This is a genomic window from Streptomyces sp. NPDC020845 (genome assembly GCF_044334165.1).
Lineage (GTDB): Bacteria > Actinomycetota > Actinomycetes > Streptomycetales > Streptomycetaceae > Streptomyces.
The window spans coordinates 375,183-396,946 of record NZ_JBIRSJ010000003.1; the positions used below are offsets into that span (position 1 = coordinate 375,183).

The following is a 21,764-nucleotide window of genomic DNA, read 5'->3' on the forward strand; positions in this document are numbered from 1 at the left end:
TGCTCGCTCGCCCGATCGGCACGATCTGCCGGTGATCTGGGGTGACCCCTCGGAGAATAGCTAGTAAACGCGTCTTGTATCCCAGATTTCTGTTGCCTAGTGTCCCAGTTCGAACGGGCCCGGCCGACGCCGCCGGGCCCAGCGACGAAAGGGGCGACAGTGGCAGACCTCGGCGGTCTCTGTATCGCGGTCACCGGTGCCGGGCGCGGCATCGGACGGTCGATCGCCCTGCGGCTCGCCTCGGCGGGCGCACACCTGGCCGTCATCGACCGCGAAGCCGACCTCGCCGAGGCCGTACGCGCCGAGGTGGCCGCACTCGGCCGGCCGGCGCTCGCCGTACGGGGCGATGTGACGCGGGCCGCCGACTGCGCCGAGCTGGTCCGGCGCACCGCCGACGGGCTCGGGCGGCTCGACGTCATGGTCTGCAACGCGGGCATCGTGCAGGTCAAGCCCTTCCTGGAGATCACCGAGGAGGACTGGGACGCCACCTTCGCGGTCAACGTCAAGGGCACGTTCCTGACCATGCAGGCCGCCGCCGCCCGGATGCGCGCCCAGAAACCCCTGGCCGCCGCCCGCCCCCGCGGGAAGATCATCACGATGTCGTCGATCGCCGGACGGTACGGCGCCGGCCCGATGGCACCCCTCACCCCGCACTACCGCGCCAGCAAGGCGTCGGTCATCAGCCTCACCCAGACCGCGGCCTACGCGCTGGCCCCGGACATCACCGTCAACGCCATCTGCCCCGGCCTGGTCGAAACCGATATGTGGCGCCAGATCGACCAGGAGTGGGCCGCGGCCGAGGGCTGGAGCGAGGGCGAGGCATGGAAGCGGCGCACCGCCGTCGTCCCGATGGGCCGCCCGCAGACACCGGACGATGTCGCGGGCCTCGCCCGCTACCTCTGCTCACCGGACTCCGACTACATGACCGGGCAGGCCCTCAATATCGACGGCGGATTGATCATGAGCTGAGCCGGCCTCCCCAACCGGCCGGACCCCGCGCCGGAACCCCCGCCGGCCCCCGGCCAGACCCCCGCCGGACCCCCGGTCACAACCCTGTTCAGACCCCCGCCCGAACCGCTCGTCCCCGCCAGATCGAGGAAGCACATGACACACGCACCAAGCGGGCCCCCCACCAGGACTCTGGACGAGGCCGGGGAGCGGGCAGCCGTCTCGCATATCTCCTGGCGCATCCTTCCGCTCATCGCCGTCGGCTACGTCATCGCGTACATCGACCGCACCAACGTCGGCTTCGCCCAGCTGGGCATGGGCGAGGACCTGGGCATCAAGGCCGCGGCGTACGGGTTCGCCGCCTCGATCTTCTTCATCGCGTACTTCTTCTTCGAGGTGCCGAGCAATCTGCTGCTGCGCCGCTTCGGCGCCCGCGCCTGGCTCGCCCGCATCATGGCGACCTGGGGGATCATCACGGTCATCACCGGGTTCACCACCAACGTGCAGATGCTGTACGTGATGCGGTTTCTGCTCGGCGTCGCCGAAGCCGGTTTCTTCCCCGGCATCATCGTCTACCTGACCATGTGGTTCCGCTCCGGCGACCGGGCCGTCGCGCTCGGCTGGCTGGTGCTGGCCCAGCCGATCTCGTTCATCTGCGGCGGGCTCCTCGGCGGGCTGATCCTGGACCACACCGGCTGGCTGGGACTGCCGGGCTGGCGCTGGCTGTTCATCCTGACCGGCGTACCGGCGATCCTGATGGCGGTCGTGACCTTCGTCTTCCTCCCCAACTCCCCGGCCACCGCGCGCTGGCTCGACCCCGCCCACCGCGACTGGCTGCACTCCTCCCTGGACGCCGAGCAGGGCACCGGACACGACGAGGGCGTACGGGCCCAGCTCGCCGCCCTGAAGAACCGCCGGGTGCTGCATCTGGCCGTGACCCATCTCGCGCTCGCCATCGGCACCTACGGGTTCAATCTCTTCCTGCCGCTGATCATCAAGCAGATCAACCCCGACTACTCGGCCACGAACATCGGCTTCCTCGCGGCCATCCCCTATATCTGCGCCGCGATCGGGCTGTTGGTCACCGCGCAGCTGTCGAAGCGGATCCGCGAGCGCAAGTACCTGGTCGCCGTGCCGCTCGCCCTCGCGGCGTCCGGCCTCGCCGGGGTGATCGCGCTGCGCCACCACCCCGGGCCCGCGGTGTTCGCGCTCGCGGTGACCGGGGTCGGGGCCTTCGCCTGGCTCCCGCCGTTCTGGTCGCTGGCCACCGACAGCATCTCCAAGACCCATGTCGCGGTCGGCATCGCCACCATCAACTCCATCGGCAACCTGGGCGGGTTCATCGGCCCGTACATCGTCGGCAAGGAGACCGACGGCTCCACCGTCACCGCGGGCCTGCTGATCCCCGTCGTGTCCCTGGTCGTGTCGACCGTGCTGATCCTGCTGTGGCGCAGCCCGGCCCGGCAGCCGGGTGCCGACACCGACCCGGCGGCGGCCGACGCGCCCGCCGCCGCCCGCTGACGCACCCCAACCCATCCGATAGGGAGCCGACTTGTCAGCCGCCACCTCGCTCGCGTCCCTCCTGGAGGGCCCCGGTATCGTCCGGGCCCCGGGCGCGCCCGACTCCGTCACCGCCCGCCTCGTCCAGGCCGCCGGTTTCCCGGCCGTCTATATGACCGGCTTCGGGGCCACGGCCAGCCGACTGGGCACACCCGACATCGGGCTGCTCAGCCAGACCGAGATGACCGAACACGCCCGCAACATGACCCGTGCGGTGGCCATTCCGGTCATCGCGGACGCGGACACCGGATACGGCGGCCCGTCCAACATCCACCGCACGGTACGGGAGTACATCCAGGCCGGGGTGGCGGCGATCCACCTCGAGGACCAGGTGGCGCCCAAGCGGTGCGGCCAGATGAGCGGCATCCGGCTGATGCCGGTGGAGGAGAGCGCCGCGCGGCTCGCCTGTGCCGTCGAGGCCCGGGGCGCGGACGACCTGCTCATCATCGGACGCACCGACGCGCTGCCCGCCGCCGGGATCGCGGAGGCGGTACGCCGCGCCCGCCGCTACCAGGACACCGGCGCCGACCTGGTGTTCGTCGACGGCATCAAGCGGATCGAGGAGGTGGAGGCGGTGGCGAAGGCCATCGAAGGGCCCAAGGTCGTCTCCATCGTGGACGGCAACGAGACGACCCGGCTGACCGCCGACGATCTGGCCGACATGGGGTTCTCGATGGTGTTCTACGCGGTCACGGCGCTGTTCACCGCCACCCGCGCGGTCGCCGACGCCCTGGACCACCTACGGGCGGCCGGGACCCCGGCGGGCGGCCCGGCCCAGCACACCTACGCCGAGTTCTGCGACCTCGTCGACCTCGGTTTCCACCAGGACCTCGACCACCGCTTCGGGAGCTGAGCGCGGCCATGTCCGACGCTGCCACGTTCAAAGTGGTCGTGACCGACTACGAATTCGCCGACCTGGAGCCCGAACGCCAGGTCCTGGAAGCGGCGGGACTCACCCTCGTACCGGCCCAGGCCCGCACCGAGGACGAGCTGATCGAGCTCTGCGCCGATGCCGACGCCCTGATCAACCAGTACGCCCCCGTCACGGCCAAGGTGATCCGGAGCCTCACCCGCTGCCGGGTGATCTCCCGCTACGGCATCGGGCTCAACACCATCGACGTCCCGGCGGCCACCGAGGCGGGCATCGTCGTCGCCAATGTGCCGGACGGCTCCCTGGAGGAGGTGTCCGACCACGCCGCCGCGCTGATCCTCACCCTCGCCCGCGGGCTGCACCGCTACGACGCCGCCATCCGCCTCGGCACCTGGGACTACACCGCCGCGGCGCCGCTGCGGCGGCTGCGCGGGCGCACGCTGGGGCTGGTCGGGTTCGGCCGTATCCCGCGGCTGCTCGCCGAGAAGATGGCCGGATTCGGGATGACGGTCCTCGCCCACGACCCGTTCGCCGACCCCTCCCGGGCGGCGGCACTGGGGGTACGGCTCGTGGACCTCGACACCCTCTGCCGCGAGTCCGATGTGCTGTCCGTACACGCCCCGCTCACCGCGGAGACCGAGGGCCTGATCGGGCGCGCGCAGTTCGCCGCCATGAAGCCCACCGCCTGCCTGGTCAACACGGCGCGCGGACCGGTCGTGGACGAGACCGCGCTGATCGAGGCGCTGCGCACCGGACGTATCGCGGGCGCCGGTCTGGACGTCTTCGCATGCGAACCCATCGGGCCCGACAGCCCGCTGGCGCAGTGCGAGAACGTGGTCCTCTCCCCGCACACCGCCTGGTACTCGGAGGACTCCGAGATCGAGATCCGTACGAAGCCGGCCCGCAACGTGGTGGAGGTCGCCCAGGGGCGGCTGCCCGCATACCTGGTCAACCATGGTGTCCACCCCGCCACGCCACTGGCCGGGCCGGATCCGGCGATACAGTAGCGTTTGGGGTATCTGCCGGATGGAGTGGCAGCCGGACGGAGTGGCAGCGATCGCTGGGAGGGGCATGGCACACACGACGAGCGGCAGACGGTCCTCGTCGCTGGCCTCCGACGTGGCGCGGCGGCTCCGCGCCGCGATCGTGGACGGCGACTTCGACCTGGGCGAGGCCCTTTCCGAGGACGGCCTCGCCTCCGCCCTCGGCGTGAGCCGCACCCCGGTCCGCGAGGCGCTGCGCATGCTGCAACTCCAGGGGCTGGTAGAGGTCGTGCCGAAGTCGGGCACGTATGTCTTCCAGCCCACGGAGGACGAGATCTTCGAGCTGTGCGAGTACCGCACCACGCTGGAGATCCGCGCCGCGCAGCTGGCCCTCGAGCGCAACCCGGACGCCGCCCTCGCCACCATGCGCGCGGCCGTCGCCACCATGACCGAGGCCTTGGCGGGCAATGACACCAAGGCATACAACACCGCCGATACGGCTTTCCACGAGGCGTTCTTCGCCCAGTGCGGCAACCGCTATCTGAGCGACGCCTACCAGATGAGCTTGGCCCGCGTCTCGGCCCTCCGCGTCCATCTCACCTTCCTCGCCGCGACGGAACCGACCCGCTCCTTCGACGAGCACCAGCGGATCACCGAGATCTTCGCCGCCGGCCGGATGGACGAGCTCGAAGAGATCCTCAAGTCGCACATCATGCGAACCCGCGAGAACTACCTACGCGCCCTGCGGGCCCGCGCCGCCCGTGACACCGAGTCCAAGACGGAGGGCCTGCGCCGCAAGCTCGGCCTGTCCACCTGATGTCCCACCTGATGTCCCATCTGATGTTCCATGTTTCCTACCGCAGAGCAGCGCTGTGGCAAGGCTCTGAGCGGTAGAGGGCCGCGGCGATGCCGACGAACGAGCGGACGAGCGGGGCGGCGTCGTCGGTTTTCCAGGCGACGGCGAGTCGGCTGGGTGGCATGTCGGCCAGCGGTACGACGGTGAGCCCGTCGGGGGGCGCATGCGCGAGGGGCATCAGCCCGACCGTACCGTTCCAGAGCACGGCCTGCTGACACTCCTGGGCCGTGCGCACCACGGGACCGTCCCGGAGCTCACCGGTGGACATGGCGCCTGTCCAGTAGGCGGCCCAGAGGGGATCGGTGCCCTCGGTACGCAGCACCGCCCCGACCGAGGCGGAGCGCAGCACATGGGTGCTGATTCCGGTGTCGTCGAACGGTGTCCGCGTGAGCGCGACATCGACGAGACCGGCCCGCAGGCCCGTGGTCGGGTCGGCGAAGTCGGCTTCGCGGCCGACACCGATGTGTCCGGCACCCGCTGGATCGAGGTGGTGCGGCATCTGGCCGCCGAGGACCCGCGGGTGGTGGTCCCCGGCCACGGTGACATCGGCGGCCCGCAACTGCTCGCCGATGTCCGCGACTACCTCCTGTCGCTGCGCGAGGAGACCTGGCTGCGCCGGGACTCGGCCATGAGCGAGGAGACGATCACCGAGGAGGTCAGAGCGGTGATGATCGAACGGCACCCGCAGTGGGCGGGGCGGGAGTGGATCGAGAAGGGCGTGGGCTGTCTGTGCGCCGAGCACTCCTGACCCGCCCTTCTGACCCGTTGAAGCGATTGTTCGATGGCGTGGATCCGGCTTGCGCAACAATCCCCCGGCCACTGGACTGGGCACTGTCCATCACACCCGTCACGGGTGTTCGGATCGTCCCGGGGGGAATCGTCCATGGGCGGGCTGCGGCGCAGCGTCTGTCCCGAGCGAACGTGGGAGACGGTGGCGGCCCGGCCACATCCGCGGCTGCGGCCGGGTGTGCACGGCTACCGCGGCTTCCGGATGGCCCTCGGGCGGCCCCGGCGCCGACTGGAGCTGCCCATCGGGGCGGTGACCCTCATGCTCGGCTTCCAGGGCTCGCTGCGGATCAGTGACCCGACCCGGCCCTCGCCCGCGGCCGACTTCACCTCCGTGCTCAAGGGGCTCGGCACCCATGCCGGGCAGGGAGAGCACAACGGCAGCCTGTACGGGGTGGAGGTGGTCCTCGAACCATGGGTGGCCTTCACCCTGTTCGGGGTGGCCATGCACGAGCTGGCCGAGACCGTCATCACCCCGGGCGAACTCCTCGGCCCCCGCGTCCACGACCTGACCGACGCGCTCGCGGCCCTGCCCGGCTGGCCCGAACGGTTCCAGCTGCTGGACACCGTACTGCCGGCCTGGGCCGCCGGCGGGCCGCCGTGCGCACCGCCCGTGGTGGCCGCCTGGCGGGAGCTCGTACGCACCGGCGGCACCGTGCCGATCCGCCGGCTGACCGCGCTGACGGGCTGGGGGTCGCGGACGCTGGAGAAGCGGTTCCGGGAGCAGATCGGCCTGCCGCCCAAGACCGCCGCGCGCGTGCTGCGGCTGCGGCGCGCCTTGCGACTGCTGGCGCGAGGCCGCGTCCCGGCCCAGGTCGCGGCGGCCTCCGGCTACTGCGACCAGGCGCATTTCACCCGCGAATGCACGGCGATGACCGGCCTCCCGCCGCGCCGACTGCACCTCGCGCGCACCGCCTCCACCACCGCCCTGATGGCCCACGACCGGATGCGCGGAGAGGTCACCAGCATCGTCCTGACCGACCAGCGCCCCTCCCGCTGAGCCTGCGGGCCCGGGGAGAGCGGGCGACCGGGACGCGAACCGGGTGCTCACTCCGCCCGTGGCAGCACCGCCACCGCCCGTAGCCCGCCGACGGGGGAGTGGCCCAGTTCGAGGCGGCCGCCCGAGGCGGCCAGGAGCCCCGCGGCGATCGTCAGCCCGAGGCCCGTTCCCTTGCGGTCGCGTCCGGAGCTTCCGCGCCAGAACGGTTCGCAGGCGTGTGAGATCTCCTCGTTCGTCATTCCGGGCCCCTGGTCGCGGACCTCCACACGGGCCTCGGAGGCGGCGGTGTGCACCGCCACGAGCACGCTGCCCCCGCCCGGCGTCACATGCAGGGCGTTGTCGAGCAGGACGTCGAGGACCTGCTCCAGGGAGCTGCGGACGTGCCTGCCGGTGACGGCGGTCCCGTCCATCCGCAGCCGTACGCCACGGTCCGAGGCCAGGGCCGACCAGGCGTCGACGCGGGACGCGGCCACGCTCAGGACGTCGACCGTCTCGACCGGGGTGTCGGCGCCGCGGTCGACGGTGCCCCAGGCCAGCACCTGTTCCAGCACATGGGAGAGGCGGTCCACCTCGTGGAGCACACCGGAGACCTCGCGTCTGGCGGCCGTATGGGACGCACCGGTCAGCGCGTCCTGCAGCAGCTCCAGACGGAGCCGTACGGAGGACAGCGGGCCGCGCACCTGATGGGCGGCCACCGCGGCCATGGAGGGGGAGCCGACGGCGGGGAGCGACGGTGCCGGGACCGGTGTGGGGGCGGGCAGCCTCTTGGTCATCGTGGTATGTCCGGTCTCAGGCGTGCGTGGCGGCCGGAACCGCCAGCCGATAGCCGACTCCGCGCACGGTCTCGATCCACTCCGTATGGCCGAGCTTGCTGCGCAGCGAGCCCACATGGACGTCGAGGGTCCGGGTGGACCCGAACCAGTTCTCGTCCCACACCCGGCACATGATGTCCTGGCGCTCCATCACCGCTCCGGGCTCTTCGAGCAACATCGCCAGCAGGTCGAACTCCTTGCGGGTGATGTGCACTTCCGAGCCGTCCACGAACAGTTTGCGGGTGCGCGGGTCCAGCCGGATCGGGCCGACCTGCAGTGGGGGCTGGAGCGGAGGCTGCAGCGGGGGCTGCTCCGGACCGTGCAGTTCCGGTTCCGGAAGGGACGTTTCCAGGGAGACCGGGGCGGGGGCCGCCGGGTCGGCCGCGTGCTGGGGACAGCCCCCCGCCCTGCGCAGAACGGCCTGGATACGGGCCACCAACTCATAGCGGCTGAAGGGTTTGGCGACGAAGTCGTCCGCGCCCATGTGCAGGGCCATCACCCGGTCCAGCTCCTCGGTTCTGCCGCTGAGCACGATGACGGGTACGCACGACAGCTCGCGGATCCGCCGGCAGACCTCGTGGCCGTCGAGATCCGGCAGACCGAGGTCGAGAAGGACCAGGCCCGCGTCCGCGAGCCGGGTCAGGGCTGCCGCGCCCGTGCCCACGTAATTCGATTCATAACCGTGGACGCGTAAGGTCTGCTTTAGAGCCTCGGCTATTCTGTCGTCGTCCTCGACGATCAGGATGTTCATGGATCTGGTCCTCCCCCGTGGGCGGAGCGCGATCGCGACACGCGGCGGAGCCGCATATCGATACCGCGATTATGTTGACCGAACCGTTTTTCCCCTCGCTCTTGTTTATCAAGCGGGTCGTCGGATTTTCAATGGAGATGAACATGAAAGGTCCTCGTCCAGGGGGCGGTGAATAGTCCGTTCAGCAGGCGGGGGCTTCGGGACGCCGATCCCCGCGCGCCCGGCGCAGCAGTATGAACCGCCGGGCGGCGTCCTCGGCCTCCCCGAGGGAGACGAACCCCCGGTCGCGCGCCACGGCCGTCAACGCGGCGGGCTCCTCGACGCGCCAGGTTTCCGCCAGGTGGCGCCGGACCAGGGGCGGCGGCAGATGGCGAGGGGTGCGGCGCTCGCCGGTGCGGGCCATCTGCTCGTTGAGGCGGTCCGCCGCCGCCACGGCGTCGGCGCTCGCGGCCCACGCCTCGTCCGTACCGCGCAGCTCCGCGGGGGCGTCGTGGAAGGGCACCGCTCCGGGTGCGCTCCGGAACGAGCGCACCAGCAGCGTCGACAGGCGGTGCTCGGGGCCGCCCTCGCGCTGTTCCCGCGGCGTCAGCCAGTACGACCAGGCGGAGTGCGGCAGTGTCCGCGCGGAGATGCCGCGCTGGTCCGCGGCCTCTAGCGCGGCGCGCACGAGGCAACTGTCGCTGTCGTCGCCGTCGTCGGTGGAAGCTTGCGGTACGCCGGCGACCCGGGTCAGCGCGAACCGGCGGTAGCGCAGCGGGAAGTCGGGCGCGTACAGCTGCTGGAAGCGCAGCACGTCGAGCTCGGAGACCGTGGCCGTGCGCCGATCACGCACCGCGGGGCGGTACGTCCCGCGCCAGCGGTCCAGATACATCGTGCGCGGCACCATCCAGGCAGGCGTGAACCCGGGGAAGGAGGCGGCGGTGCGCGGGGTCGCGCAGTGCGACAGTGCCAGCAGCGCGTCGCGCCGCTTGAGGTCGGAGAGGCCGGGGTGGCGCTCCGCGAACTCGCGCAGCGCCACGGCCGCTTCGGCGGCGGCCGGGTGCAGCCGCCGGGTGGTGTGCACGATCGCCGCCCAGCTCCGCTCGGTGTAGTGCAGGGTCCGGGCCGCGTTCAGCAGCGTCGCGCCGTCCTCAGGAGCCAGCGCCTCCCCGGTGACCGCGTTGGAGATCGTCCACCGCACATTGACCAGCGGAACGGTCAACTGCCGGTGTTCGCCCGACGGCAGATGGCCGACCGCGACCTCCTCGTCGGAATCCAGCTCGCCCTGCGCGTACATGCCGAAGACCAGCCCCACGCCCTCCATGCCGTACGGCCACAGCTCGGCGGCCCGTAGCGCTCCCATGCTGGAGGCGCCGATGACACGGGTGCGCCTGGCCAGGACATCGATGATCTCCTTGTGCCGCACCGGGGCGGTCTGGTGGAACACCCCGTCGATGATCAGCACGGTGTCCGCCGCGCCCGTGTCCAGGGCGAGCAGATCGCCGTGGCGCACCGGGCGGTGCACCACCGCACGGTCCGCCACCGCCAGGACGTCGGCGGCCGAGAGGGTGGGCCCGATGAACACATGGACGGTCACGAGGCCCCCTTGGGATCGGTGACAGGACCGGCGACAGGACCGGCGATGGGCGACCCCGCATTCAGGGGCCGTGGAATCTCGTGGCGGCCATCGAACTCCAGCCCCGCCGCCACCACCTTGACCACGCTGAAGCCGCTCTCCGTACTGAGGTCGACGGCCACGGGTGGACGGCCGGTCACCCGGTGCACCTCGCCCGCGAGCCAGCGCGTCTCCTCGGTGTCCTCCGTGAACTCACGGCCCCGCCCGGAGACGTCCTGCCAGGGGACGATCTCGCCCTCGGTGACCGGTGGCGGCCCGGCGGCCGACGGGCCGCCCGTGAACAGCACCGCGGCCAGGTCGTCGCGGCTGCCCGCGATCGCGGTCAGCCGGCTCTGAGCCGACTCCGTCACGGCGCGGCTGAGTGCCACGGCCGGTGAGCTGTGCACCCCGGAGCCGACCGCGAGCGCCGGGAAGTCCTCCGACCAGATGTAGCTGACGAAGCAGGGCAGCCCCCAGCGGTTGGGCACCTCCACGATCTCGACCCAGGCGCCCGCGTCCGCGATCCGCCCGAGCACCGTCGCGCACAGCGGGTCGTCCACGCTCGACGGATCCACATGCCGCCGCTCTGCCACGGGCAGCGAGCCGATGGTGGCCGTGCAGTCCCGCTCGATGACCTCGTACAGCGCGTGCGCCAACGCCTCGTCGTAAGTGTTTCCGCTGGCCAGGCCGTTGGTGGAGCCGTGGAGGAGCGGTGGCTGCCAGGCCCGGGACACCTGGTAGTCGACCCTGATGTAGGCGCGCGGCACCAGGGTCTTGGTGCCGCTGACGGCGTCGACGCCGATGACCCAGTCCAGCGGTGTCCGTTCGCTCAGCAGGCTGCCGTGGTGCTGCTGCAGATCGCATACGTCGTACGGCAACTCCAGCTCGCATGCGGGGGTGTGCCTGAGCTCGGGGGCCGGACACGCGTACTCGGCGTGCCACAGCTCGACGGACTCCATGACCGCGGAGACACGGGCCAGCAGCAGCGATGCCCCCTTGCCCTGCGAGACGGTGAGGGTCTTGGCCGCCGGGCGCACGGCCATCACTACCGGCACGCCCAGCGTGTCAAGACCGGTGACATCGGCGACCCGCGTGATACCGAATCTGTCCCGCAGCCCATTGATGAGCGTCCAGGTCTCTTCCGGATGCCGGACTCGATGTGTGCCATCGAAATGGACCTTCTTCATGTGCATCAGCATCGGCGTTGGTACGGAAACGACTGGGCAGACGGAGGTCAGCGGAGCGACAGCGGTGAAACAAGATTCCGCAAGCGCCGTGCAAGAAATCTGTAAGAGGGGTGTCCGATGCCTTTGGAGCGGGATAACCATTCGATTGTCCTTTGCAGTCCATCGAAAGGAATGAGGAAATGGAGAACACCTCTCTCCTCGACCTCGAACAGCTCGGTGACGAGATGTTCGAGGTAGTCGAGTCGGACACGACCGAGGACAACGGCGGCGCCGGTTCGGCGTGGGCGTACGCCTGTTGTCAGAGCGCCAGCAGTTCCTGCGCGCTGTCGTGACACAACGGCCGGCCCCGGTGGCGTGCCTTCCGTGCCACCGGGGCCGGCCCCCTCGGAGGGGAGGTCCGTCATGGGCGGCCGTCGGCTGAAGCTCGTGCGGCAGGTGCGGTACGCGCCGACCGAGAACGGCGCCGCCGTGCTCGGACCGTCCGGCGCGCTGGCTCTTCGGGGAGCCGGTGTGTACGCGTGGCTGGAGCGGCTGTGGCCGCTCCTCGACGGCGCCCAGGACGTGGACGCCGTACTCGCCCAACTCCCGGACGGACACCGGGCGGTCGCCACACGTCTGCTGGAAACCCTCCAGCGGCGGGATTTCCTGCGGGAGGCCACCGAGCCACGGCCGCACGGCCTCACCGCCACCGAACTGCACCGCCATCGCCACGAGATCGCCTACATCGGGCACTGGCTCGACTCCCCGGAACACCGCTTCGAGCGCTATCGCACCGCCCGCGTGCTGCTGCTCGGCGACGGTCCGCTGTACGCGGCCACCCGGCACGCCCTTCTCGCCTGCGGACTGCGTCAGGTACTCAGCGAGGACGCGAGCGCTCCGTACGACACCCTGCGCGCGGCGGCCCACACCGCCGACGCCGTGGTGTACGCGGGTGACGCGACCACCCCCCAAGCGGGGCCGGGCGTCGCGGCCGTCGAACGCGCCTGCGGCGGGGTGCCGCTGTTCCGCGCGCTGAGCCGGTCCGGCGACTGCTGGCTCCTCCCCCCCACCGCGCCTCTCACCTGGGCCGATGTACGACATCGGATACGGCACACCGCCGCCCCGGACCGCGCCGGACCCACTTCCATGACGGCGGCAGCCGCCGCCCTCGTCGGTGGACGGCTCGCCCTGGCCGTCTTCCGCCTCCTCACCGGGATTCCCGACGAGGACACCGCCGTGGACACCGCCGTAGATGCCGCCGTAGATGCCGCCGTCCCCGGCCCCGTACCCGGGATCCTCCGCGTCGACCTCGCCACGCTCGCCACGCATCGCCACCGCGTGCTCCCCGCCCCTCGGCGCCACGATTCGGGGTGCGCCGCCGAGGGCCGGATGAAAGAGCTGCGCGAAGCCCCCGCGTTCGACCCCGACGAGCTCACCGCGCGGCTCGCCGACTGCGCCGACGACATGGCGGGACCGTACGCACCGCCCACCACGGAGTACGGCAGCCAGATACCGCTCACCGTCGCCCAATGCCTCGTGGCGGGCGCGGGCGTGGTGGTCGGTGTCTCCCTGGACCCACGGGCGGCCAGGGCCGTGGCGCTGCGCCGCGCCGGGGCGTCGTACGCGCTGTCCGCCGCCGCGTACGTACCACCGCGGTCGGCCGGGCAAGCCACTCCGGACCCCGTCTGCTTCCGTGCCGAACGATTGGCGGACGGCGGAGTGCGCTTCCTGCCCGCGCCGTTGGTGCTGCCGTGTCCGGCGGGGGAGGAGCAGCCGGGCCGCCGTCCCGCGGGCGCGGGCACCGCATGCGCCGAGAGCTGGGACACCGCGGTGGAGGCCGCCCTCTTCGGCGCCGTACGCTCGCTCGCCCGGCGGCGCGCGGCCGACGTGTCGCCTGCCACGCCGATGCCGGAAGGGTTGCTGACCGAGCCCGAAGCGGTGCGCCACTGGCGGCTGTTGCGCACGCTCGGCCCGGTGCCCGAGGTGCGGGATCTCTCCGGTGGGCTGGCGGCACCGGTCATCGGCCTGGTGGCCGGGGACCGGCTCGTCTCGGTGGGCTGCGCCGCCACCGCGGCCGGAGCGCTCGCCGAGGCCGCGCGTGAGCTGCTGCTCGCCCGGCAACGCGGAACGGAGCCGGCCGCGGGGACCCTGCCGCTCCTCGCCGCACCGGGGCCGCTCACCGACTGTGTACCCGCGTCGCTGCCCGGTTCCGGGCCCCGCGAGCACATCGCCCACCTCGCCACGAGCCTGGCGGCTGCGGGATACACCGCATACGCCGTGCCGCTCGACCACGACGCGGACTTCCATACCCTCATCCCCTTCGTCGCCCGGGTGGTTCTCGATGAGGCCCGCTGACGTGCGGGCGGCGGTGGTCGGGGACGGCGGCTTGCTGCACCAGGCAATCGCCGAGCGCCTGACCTCGGGGCGGGACTTACGCACCCACGCCGTCCTGCTGACCGTGAGCGACGGATGGGAGAGCGACACGGCACACGACCGCCACCGGCGCCGCGCCCTCGCCTCCGGCGTTCCCTGGCTTCCCGTGTGGACCGAGGGCGCCGGCGCCCTGATCGGCCCGCTGGTCCGTCCGGACGCCCCTGGCTGCCACCGCTGTCTGCGTATGCGGCGCGCCCACGCCTGCCAGGACTGGCCGGTGGTACGGGCGGTGCGCGAGCGGTACGCCGCCGAGCCGGAGCCGGAGCGGTCTCCGCTGCTCACCACGGTGGCCGCCGAGGTCACGGCCCAACTCGTCGCCGCGCGCCTCATGGCCGCAGGCATCTCTTCTCGAGAGCTGATCGTCATCGACCTGCGCACCCTCGACGTCAGCAGCCACACCTTCCTCCCCGACCCCTGCTGCCCCGAATGCGGCGGGCTGCCGGACGACGGCCCCCAGGCCGTGCCCCGGACCCTCCGCCCTTGCCCCAAACCCCGCCCGGGCCACCGGCTGCGCCGCCCCGACGCCACCCGGCTGCGCACCGCGCTCGCCGACCCCGAGACCGGGCTGCTGCGCGAGGTGAGCGCGGTGTCCGCCGGGGTGCCCCTCGCGCGGGCTCCGCTCACGCTGCCCGGAGGCGGCGAGTTCGAGGCGGGCCTGGGCACGGGCGACGACTGGGGCGCCGCGCAGGCGGCGGCGCTGCTGGAAGGCGTCGAGCGGTATGCGAGCGTACGGCCGCGGGCGCGGCGGGCCGCGGTACGGGCCGCGTACGCCGAGGTGCGCGAGGACGCCGTCGACCCGCGCACACTGGGGCTCCACCCGGACGGCCACTACGACCTGCCCGGGTTCCCCTTCCGCCGCTTCGACGAGACGGCGGTGACCGAGTGGGTGTGGGGCTGGTCGTACGGCCGGGCCCGGCCCGTGCTGCTGCCGCAGTCCTACGTCTACTTCCTGTCCGCCACCCAGCGGGACCCCGCCTTCGTCTTCGAGGTGTCCAACGGCTGCGCGCTGGGCAGCTGCCTTGAGGAGGCCCAGCTGCACGGGCTGCTCGAAGTGGCCGAACGGGACGCCTTCTTCACCACCTGGTACCGGCGCACCCCGCTCGACGCCATCGACCCGGACAGCGCCCGCGACCGCGCCGTACCACTCCTCGTCGAACACCTCACCCAGCTCACCGGACACCGTGTCCATCTCCTCGACGCCACCCAGGAACAGCACATCCCCTGCGTCGTGGCCCTCGCCGTGGACGAGGGCGAGCGGCCGGACACGCCCCGCGCGGCCGTCGCGGCCGGCGCCCACCCCGACCCGGAACAGGCCGCCGTACGCGCCCTGATGGAGCTCGTGCCCCATCTGACCCTGCTGACCTCCCGCTACCGGGCCGAACGGGAACGGGCCCGCCGGCTCGCGCTCGACCCCTCGCTCATCGCGCACCCCGCCGACCACGCCCTGGCAGCCGCCGCGCCCGAGGCGTTCGCACGGCTCGCCTTCCTGCTCGACGGCAAGCCGCCCCGCACGTTCACCGAGGTGCACCGCGGCCGGCACCTGCCGCGACACCACCAGGACCTCACGGACGATCTGCGGGATCTGATCAGCCGATACCTGGACACCGGACTCGATGTGATCGCCGTCGACCAGACGCCCGCCGAAGTGGCCGCGCTGGACCTGGCTGCGGCCAAGGTCGTCGTCCCCGGCACCGCCGCGGTCACCTACGGGCCACTCATGCGGCGCACCGAAGGGCTGCCCCGACTGACCGGTGACCTGTCCGCCGACCCCCACCCCTTCCCATGACCGGCCACCACCCCGGCGCCGTGCAACTGCCCCCGCCACCGGCTCTGGGCACGGTCGACCACGCCCTGTGGGCCGCCCGCCGCTGCACTTGCCGCACCGGGACCCCGCGCCTGGTGTCCCTCTCGCGCTGGGCCGCCGTGCTCGGCCACGCCCGCGGCATCGGCCCCTTCGAGGCGCGGCCCGGTGAACGCCCCCGCCTGCTTGGACACATGGCCGAGACGCGGCTGTCGGCCGGGGCCAACACGCCCGTAACGCCCGGGAGTTACGCGTACGAACCGGTGGCACACCGGCTCGTCCCCATCCGTATCGACCAGGCCCGGGCGTACGACGGGGCGCTCGCGCTGCATCTGGGCGACGGCGCGGGGAAGACGGCCGCATGCGTACGGCTCGTCGCCGCGGCGTGCGGCCTGTGCGCCCATGCCGCCGGGCCGGACACCCTGCTTCTGTACGCCTCCTCCGCCACCGCCCCCACCCCTGGGGGCATGGAGGACGCGTTGGACGCCCTGCCCGTCGAGCCTCCCGTCTATACGGCGGCACCCGGCCGACTCACCGCTTCCGATCTGCTGACCCTGCTGCGCGAGGCTGCGCCCCAGCCGCCCTACCGCCTGACCGTACGCTCCGTGGGCGGTATGGACCCCGGTGTGTACCGGGCGGACACCGCTCAGGGGCCGCTCGAACCCGTGTGGCGCGGGCCCACCGCGCCGTACGCCCATGTCCTCACCCGTGGCGGACACCCCGCCGCCGCGGCTCTCGCCGCCGCGGCGGCCATCGTGCACCTCGTCGGCGGGCACGGGGCCCCGCGCGCCGCGGAAGCGCTGCGCGTGCGGGTCGCCGCGTCAGCCGCGGGGCTCACCGCGTGGTGCGACGATGCGCCAACTCAGGCCGCAACCGCGCTCCTTGGGCTGATTCCCGGCGTGGATGACGTGGCGTGCCACATCACCATCGGCCACGGACAGCCCGAACCCCGCCTCCGTATCCCCGTCCGCCTCGCCACCTCTGGAGCGCTGCCATGAACACCCCGCCCGACCCGGTGGTGCGCGTCGCCGGGGTGCCCCGTTCCGCGCTGGCCGTCCTGAACACGCCCAAGAGCTTCGAGCTCGCCGAGCACATCCTTCAGGCGCGGGAACAGGTCACCGAGGAAGGCCGCCGTATCGCCGACGCCCTGCACCCGGTCATCGGGGCACTGCCCGAACCCGCCCTCAGGCCCCGGGTCATCGGGTTGCGCCGGGCGGCCCATCAGGGCCGCGCCCCGAGGGCCGCCGAATGGGACACGGCCGTACGGGCCGCGCTGCCCGGCCCGCTCGCCGTCCGGATCCGGCGCTGGATCGACCGGCGCGCACAGTGCGGGGAACACGTCGAGTCCCTGGCCGCCGTACTCCAGGAAGAGACACACGGCTCACTCGCCGCCCTGCGGGAAGCCCTCGCACACCCTCGCTTCCGACAGGGGCTGCTGCACGCCACCCCCGAGCTCGACGACGTCCTGGACCGCTGGATCGCCGCCCCGGGCCATCCGCCACCCGGCACCAAGGCCCTGGTGAGCCTGGCCCGTTATCTGTCCCGGGCGGCCGTGAAGACCAGCCCGCAGGGCACGTTCACCGCCACCGGCCAAGGCCGCTGGACCGCCGACGGCCCCTGGCTGCACACCGGAGACCTGGAGCGGCGCGCCACGACCACCGAACTCAACCTCGCCCGGCTGCGCCGCATCGCCGACGGGCTGCTGCGCGCCCATCCGGCCCTGCGGGACATCCTGCGGCTGCGCCTCAACCCGGCGCTGAACGTCGCCGACGGCACCCTCCGCCTGATCGCCCCCGGCCCCGGGGCCCGCGTCACCGCCTTCCCGGCCGTGGACCGGGCTCCGCAACTCCTGGACACCTTGAGCAACCTCGACGGAGCCACGGCGGCCGACGCGGGGCCGGGAGTCCGGCGCTTTGTGGCGGCCGGAATTCTCCAGCAGGACCTTCCCCTTGACGATCTGGAGCCCTGCCACCTCGACGCGCTCATCGCCTGGCTCACCGATAACAGCCGCGTTGACAACGGCCCTGCCGCGCTCGGTGACACGCTCGGTGCACTGACTGCCCTGCGCTCCGCGCTGCTACGCAGCCCCCGCCCTGCCGACCACGCCGAGCGCCGCCACCGGGCCCGCACGGCCCGCGACCGGCTGCTCGCCGTGGAACGCGCCCTGCGCCTCCCGGCCCCCGGCGAGCCGTACGAACGCCGCCCCGTCCACGAGGACTCCGTACTCGACGGCACGGCCGTCACCCTCGGCCACGGCCCCTGGCGGCCGCTGCTCGCCGACCTCGCCTCGGTCGGGCGGGCCCTGGCCGCCCTCGACCGCGATCTGCCCGCCCGGTACGCCGCGGCCGCATGGCTCGCCGAACGGCACGGCCCGCACCCCCAGGTGCCGCTGCTGCTCGTCCTGCACGAACTACGTGAGGACCCGTCGCCCGCCGCCGAGCACGTCCGGGCCCTGCTGCGGCCCGGCTTCGGCGTCGATGACACGCTTCTGCGGGACAGTCCGCTGCCCGCACTCCGGCGCCTGGCCGACCATCGCGCCACCGTCCTCCAGGCCCTACGAGCCGGTGAACCGCCCACCGACGTCATCGCGCCCCGCCCGCCACTCAGCCTCGCCCACTACATCCAGCCGCTCACCGGCCCGGACGGACGGCCGCGCGCCGTGCTCAACTCCGTCACCGTCGGGCATGGACACTGGCAGGGCCGCCTGGACCGGATGCGGGCCCGCGCCACCGACGGCCCCGTGCCCCCACCCGTGCCCCCGGCCCCCGCTACGGGCCAGGGCCGCGTCCCCGTCGACATCGGCGGTCTGTACGCCTCGAACACCAACCTCCGGCACCCCACCCTGCCCCACGCCTTCGACCACCCGTTCACCCGCGGCGCCCGGAACGGCCCCGGGCGCATTCCGCTCGGCGAGGTGACCGTGCGCCTCGACCGGGCCACCGGGCTGCCCGCCCTCCGCTCACCTCGCTGCGACGCCGATCTGGTGCCCGTCCACCTCGGCCTGATGAGCCCGCTGCTGCTGCCACCGCCACTGGCGACCCTGCTGCGCCTCTTCGGCGACCCGCATACGCTCTTCCGCACCGGACACCCGCTGCTGCCGGGGCCGTTCGCCGACGGTGTGCCGGACCGGGGTGTGGTGAGCCTGCCCCGGATCGAGGCCGGGCGCGTGGTGCTGCGCCGCCGCTCCTGGCTCACCCGGGCCGGGTCGGTGCCCCGCCGTACGCCCGGCGAGCGCGACCACGAACACTTTCTGAGGCTGCTGGCCTGGCGCCGTGAACTGGGCCTTCCCGCCTCCTGTTTCGCCCGCACCCGCGCACCCGGGAGCCACGGCGCGGACGCTTTCACCGACAAGGGCTACAAACCCGCGTACATCGACTTCGCCTCGCCCCTCCTGACCACCGCCTTCACCCGCTCCCTCGGCGACCCGGACACCGTCGTCCACATCGAGGAGGCACTGCCGGACCCGGCCGCGCCCGACGGCGAGACCCCGTACACGAGCGAATTCGTCATCGAACTCCCGGGAGACTTCCATGAGCCGGCCGTCTGACCCGCCCAGCCCGCCCGGGCAGTGGGCGGCCGTGCACCTCTTCCACCAGGGCGACCTCGACACGCTGCTGCTGGACGCCGTGGCCCCCGCCCTGACCGGCCTCGCCCAGGCCGGCCGTATCCACGGCCACTTCTTTCTGCGCTACTGGGAGGGCGGTCCTCATCTGCGGGTACGTGTCCTCTCCGGCGAACCAGCGCAACCCGTGCAACCCGTACACAACGGCTCCCAGGACATCGCCACCGAGCTTGCCGACCGGTGGAACGCATGGCTGGGCGACCACCCCTCGCCGCGCTCCGTCGACGAGGCGGCCTATTTGCGCTTCGCCACCGAGGCCGCCACCCGCGAAGGGCTGCCCGGCTACGAGCCGTGGCGTGGCCTGCACGACCGCGCGGAGGTGCGCGGCTATCTGCCGGAACACGACCGCTACGGCAGCGGCGCCTCACTCGCGGCGGTGGAACGGCACTTCATGGAGGCCAGCCGCTGCGCCGAAGCCGTTCTCGCCAGGCGTCCCGGACCCGCCGAGCGGCTTTCGGCAGGCTTCGCGGTGTCCCTGCTGACCTGGGCCGTGGTGGAGCCCGACCCACGCCGACGGCTCGACGCGCTGCGCACCGGCGCCGAGGCGTGGCGCCGTATGCTCGGGCCCGCGTATGACACCGAGGCATTCGACCGCGCCTACGAGAGCGGCCGAGGAGCCCTCGTACGCCGGGCCGGACACCTTCTCGCCCCCGACCCGCGGCCCCGCTCCGACGGTCCCACGGGGCCCATCGCGGCCTGGCGCCACAGCGTCTCGCGGCTGTATGCCTCGCTCGAAGCCCTGGAGAGGGAGGGCGAGTTCACGCCCGACCTGAGCGCGCTGCGCGACGATCCGTCCCTGCTCGACCTCCCCAGCCCGCGCGCCGCACTGACCGCCAACCGCTGCGCCCATCTGATGTGCAACCGACTCGGGCTGTACGGACCGCAGGAAGCGCTGCTGCGCCACTTCGCGGCACGCGCGGCGGCCGATCTGCACACCGCCGGGAGCGGGGCCCACCGGCCATGAGCCCGCCGCTGCTTCTCTCCCTGCACCCCGGCACCGCCCTCCACGACGACCAGGGCCTGCTGACCGTCCGCCACCGCTGGGGCCGTACACCGCTCGGCCCGTACACCCCGCCCCTGGCCGAAGCGCTGCACACCCTCGCGGCGGGCCCCACGGCCGTCGGCGAGGTGGCGGACCGCATCAATGCCACGGCGCGGAGCTGCGGGCTGCCACCGGAACCCCAACTCGCCCTGTTCCACCACTGCCTGGACCGGCTCGGGCACACCCTGCAACGGCATGCCACCCACGGCTCCCGCCCCCTGGCGACCGCCGTGCCACTCGCCCCCGAAGCCGCACCGCGCCCCGGACCCGTCCCCGACACCCCGCTCACCCTGGACCGCGCCGCCCATCTGCGGCCGGTCGACGGCCAACTCTCCCTGGAGTCACCGCGGTCACGCTTTCGGGTCCGGGTCGAGGCCCCCCGCGCCGCCACGCCGCTCGCGCTTCTCGCCCGCCCCGCATCCCGCTCGGAGCTGAGCCGCCACTGCCACGAACTGCCCGAGGGCGCCCTGACCGCGCTCCTGACCCTCCTGCACTCGACCGGCTTCCTGCACCCTGTCCAGGATGCGAGGCGTGCCGAGACCGCCGACCTCCCGCCCGGCTGGAGCTTCCACGAACTGCTCGCCTACGACGGCGCCCGGGCCGGCCCGCGCGACCGCGTGTACGGGCCGGTCTTCCCGCTGCGCGACACCGAGCCACCGCCTCCGCCGGTCACCCGGCCCGCCACGGGACGTACGATCCCACTCCGCCGCCCGGACCTGGACAAGGCGGCCCGCGAGGACCGCACCTTCACCGCCGTACTCGAATCGCGGACCTCCCGGCGTACGTACGGCGAACGGCCCGTGACTCGCGACCAGTTGGGGGAACTGCTGTATCGGGCCGCGCGGGTGCGCACCGTGCTGGCCGCCCGCCCCGAGGACGACCGACCGTACGCGGTCACCAGCCGCCCCTACCCGAGCGCCGGCTCCGCCTACGAACTGGAGCTGTACGCGGCCGTCCACCGCTGCCACGGGCTGGACCGGGGCCTGTACCACTACGACCCCCTGGGCCACGCCCTGACCGCCCTGCCCGGCGCCCCCGGAGCCGTCGACGACCTGCTGCGCGAGTCCTCCGCCGCCACCGGCGCCGCGCCCCCGCCCGATGTGCACCTCACGCTGGTGTCCCGTATCAAGCGGCTGTCGTGGAAGTACGCGGCGCATTCGTACGCGCTGACCCTCAAGAACACCGGCGTCCTGCTCCAGACCCTCTCCCTCGTCGCCACCGCGATGGGCCTGTCGGGCTGTGCGGTGGGCGGCGGGGACAGCGAGACCCCGGTACGCGCCTTCGGCCTCGCCGCGCACACCGAGATCCCGGTGGGCGCCTTTCTGCTGGGCAGCGGGGCGGTCGGCGGCCCGGACGACGCGACCCCGCCCGCGAGCACGGGGCGGCGCTGATGCGCAGGGCCAGGGAGCGACGGCGGCCCGCCTTGCGGCGGCTGGAGGAGGCCACGGAGACGTAGCCCCTGGGCTATTCGCCCGCGGCCCGAGGGTTCCGCGCACCGCGCTCTGTCGCGGCGGGCCGCCGTACGGGATCCTGCGGTGG

General features: G+C 72.8%; 19 protein-coding genes. 14 read left to right on the forward strand and 5 right to left on the reverse strand.

Features of this window, described 5'->3' with window-relative positions; translation table 11 throughout:
- Positions 1-159 precede the first annotated feature (159 nt).
- The 5 genes from ACH4U7_RS08970 to ACH4U7_RS08990 all read left to right on the forward strand — a co-directional run bounded on the left by ACH4U7_RS08970 (position 160) and on the right by ACH4U7_RS08990 (position 5,179).
- Complete coding sequence (locus tag ACH4U7_RS08970) at positions 160-969, forward strand: SDR family NAD(P)-dependent oxidoreductase (protein ID WP_398527286.1); 810 nt, start codon at positions 160-162, stop codon at positions 967-969.
- Between the two features lie 135 nt (positions 970-1,104).
- A complete protein-coding gene (locus ACH4U7_RS08975) occupies positions 1,105-2,469 on the forward strand; it encodes an MFS transporter (RefSeq protein WP_398527287.1) in 1,365 nt (454 codons plus the stop codon).
- Positions 2,470-2,500: 31 nt separating this feature from the next.
- Positions 2,501-3,361 carry an oxaloacetate decarboxylase gene (locus ACH4U7_RS08980; RefSeq protein WP_398527288.1) on the forward strand — a complete coding sequence of 287 codons (861 nt, stop codon included), beginning with the start codon at positions 2,501-2,503 and terminating at the stop codon, positions 3,359-3,361.
- An 8-nt stretch (positions 3,362-3,369) separates the two neighbouring features.
- On the forward strand, positions 3,370-4,386 hold the full coding sequence (locus ACH4U7_RS08985) for a C-terminal binding protein (protein ID WP_398527289.1): 1,017 nt from the start codon (positions 3,370-3,372) through the stop codon (positions 4,384-4,386).
- Positions 4,387-4,450: 64 nt separating this feature from the next.
- Positions 4,451-5,179 (forward strand): GntR family transcriptional regulator, encoded by a 729-nt coding sequence (locus ACH4U7_RS08990; protein ID WP_398527290.1) that lies wholly within the window; start codon positions 4,451-4,453, stop codon positions 5,177-5,179.
- 37 nt (positions 5,180-5,216) lie between these two features.
- Here the strand turns inward: ACH4U7_RS08990 and ACH4U7_RS08995 are convergent, their stop codons facing one another.
- Positions 5,217-5,567 (reverse strand): hypothetical protein, encoded by a 351-nt coding sequence (locus ACH4U7_RS08995; protein ID WP_398527291.1) that lies wholly within the window; start codon positions 5,565-5,567, stop codon positions 5,217-5,219.
- On the opposite strand from ACH4U7_RS08995, the gene ACH4U7_RS09000 reads away from it, so the two are divergent.
- Both ACH4U7_RS09000 and ACH4U7_RS09005 read left to right on the forward strand, forming a co-directional pair.
- Positions 5,568-5,966, forward strand: a complete 399-nt coding sequence (locus ACH4U7_RS09000; RefSeq protein ID WP_398527292.1) for a hypothetical protein — start codon at positions 5,568-5,570, stop codon at positions 5,964-5,966.
- 135 nt (positions 5,967-6,101) lie between these two features.
- The gene (locus ACH4U7_RS09005) at positions 6,102-7,004 is read left to right on the forward strand and encodes a helix-turn-helix domain-containing protein (RefSeq protein ID WP_398527293.1); all 903 of its coding nucleotides are present in this window, start codon (positions 6,102-6,104) and stop codon (positions 7,002-7,004) included.
- A 47-nt stretch (positions 7,005-7,051) separates the two neighbouring features.
- On the opposite strand, the gene ACH4U7_RS09010 is transcribed toward ACH4U7_RS09005, so the two are convergent.
- The 4 genes from ACH4U7_RS09010 to ACH4U7_RS09025 all read right to left on the reverse strand — a co-directional run bounded on the left by ACH4U7_RS09010 (position 7,052) and on the right by ACH4U7_RS09025 (position 11,348).
- A complete protein-coding gene (locus tag ACH4U7_RS09010; RefSeq protein WP_398527294.1) occupies positions 7,052-7,777 on the reverse strand; it encodes a sensor histidine kinase in 726 nt (241 codons plus the stop codon).
- 16 nt (positions 7,778-7,793) lie between these two features.
- Entirely contained in the window at positions 7,794-8,567 is a 774-nt protein-coding gene (locus ACH4U7_RS09015) for a response regulator transcription factor (protein ID WP_398527295.1), read from the reverse strand.
- 181 nt (positions 8,568-8,748) lie between these two features.
- Positions 8,749-10,143, reverse strand: coding sequence for a TfuA-like protein (locus ACH4U7_RS09020; protein WP_398527296.1), 1,395 nt, complete (start codon positions 10,141-10,143; stop codon positions 8,749-8,751).
- Positions 10,140-11,348, reverse strand: a complete 1,209-nt coding sequence (locus ACH4U7_RS09025) for a YcaO-like family protein (protein WP_398527297.1) — start codon at positions 11,346-11,348, stop codon at positions 10,140-10,142. Before ACH4U7_RS09025 ends, ACH4U7_RS09020 begins: the two co-directional genes overlap by 4 nt.
- 179 nt (positions 11,349-11,527) lie before the next feature.
- On the opposite strand from ACH4U7_RS09025, the gene ACH4U7_RS09030 reads away from it, so the two are divergent.
- The 7 genes from ACH4U7_RS09030 to ACH4U7_RS09060 all read left to right on the forward strand — a co-directional run bounded on the left by ACH4U7_RS09030 (position 11,528) and on the right by ACH4U7_RS09060 (position 21,616).
- A complete protein-coding gene (locus ACH4U7_RS09030; RefSeq protein ID WP_398527298.1) occupies positions 11,528-11,680 on the forward strand; it encodes a hypothetical protein in 153 nt (50 codons plus the stop codon).
- 70 nt (positions 11,681-11,750) lie between these two features.
- On the forward strand, positions 11,751-13,682 hold the full coding sequence (locus ACH4U7_RS09035) for a group-specific protein (protein WP_398527299.1): 1,932 nt from the start codon (positions 11,751-11,753) through the stop codon (positions 13,680-13,682).
- Positions 13,669-15,546 (forward strand): TOMM precursor leader peptide-binding protein, encoded by a 1,878-nt coding sequence (locus ACH4U7_RS09040; RefSeq protein ID WP_398527300.1) that lies wholly within the window; start codon positions 13,669-13,671, stop codon positions 15,544-15,546. Before ACH4U7_RS09035 ends, ACH4U7_RS09040 begins: the two co-directional genes overlap by 14 nt.
- A complete protein-coding gene (locus tag ACH4U7_RS09045; RefSeq protein WP_398527301.1) occupies positions 15,543-16,559 on the forward strand; it encodes a hypothetical protein in 1,017 nt (338 codons plus the stop codon). The genes ACH4U7_RS09040 and ACH4U7_RS09045 overlap by 4 nt, the downstream gene beginning before the upstream one ends.
- Positions 16,556-19,108, forward strand: coding sequence for a lantibiotic dehydratase (locus ACH4U7_RS09050; protein WP_398527302.1), 2,553 nt, complete (start codon positions 16,556-16,558; stop codon positions 19,106-19,108). Before ACH4U7_RS09045 ends, ACH4U7_RS09050 begins: the two co-directional genes overlap by 4 nt.
- A complete protein-coding gene (locus ACH4U7_RS09055; RefSeq protein WP_398527303.1) occupies positions 19,092-20,147 on the forward strand; it encodes a lantibiotic dehydratase C-terminal domain-containing protein in 1,056 nt (351 codons plus the stop codon). The genes ACH4U7_RS09050 and ACH4U7_RS09055 overlap by 17 nt, the downstream gene beginning before the upstream one ends.
- The gene (locus tag ACH4U7_RS09060; RefSeq protein WP_398527304.1) at positions 20,144-21,616 is read left to right on the forward strand and encodes a SagB family peptide dehydrogenase; all 1,473 of its coding nucleotides are present in this window, start codon (positions 20,144-20,146) and stop codon (positions 21,614-21,616) included. Before ACH4U7_RS09055 ends, ACH4U7_RS09060 begins: the two co-directional genes overlap by 4 nt.
- The last annotated feature ends 148 nt before the right edge of the window (positions 21,617-21,764 follow it).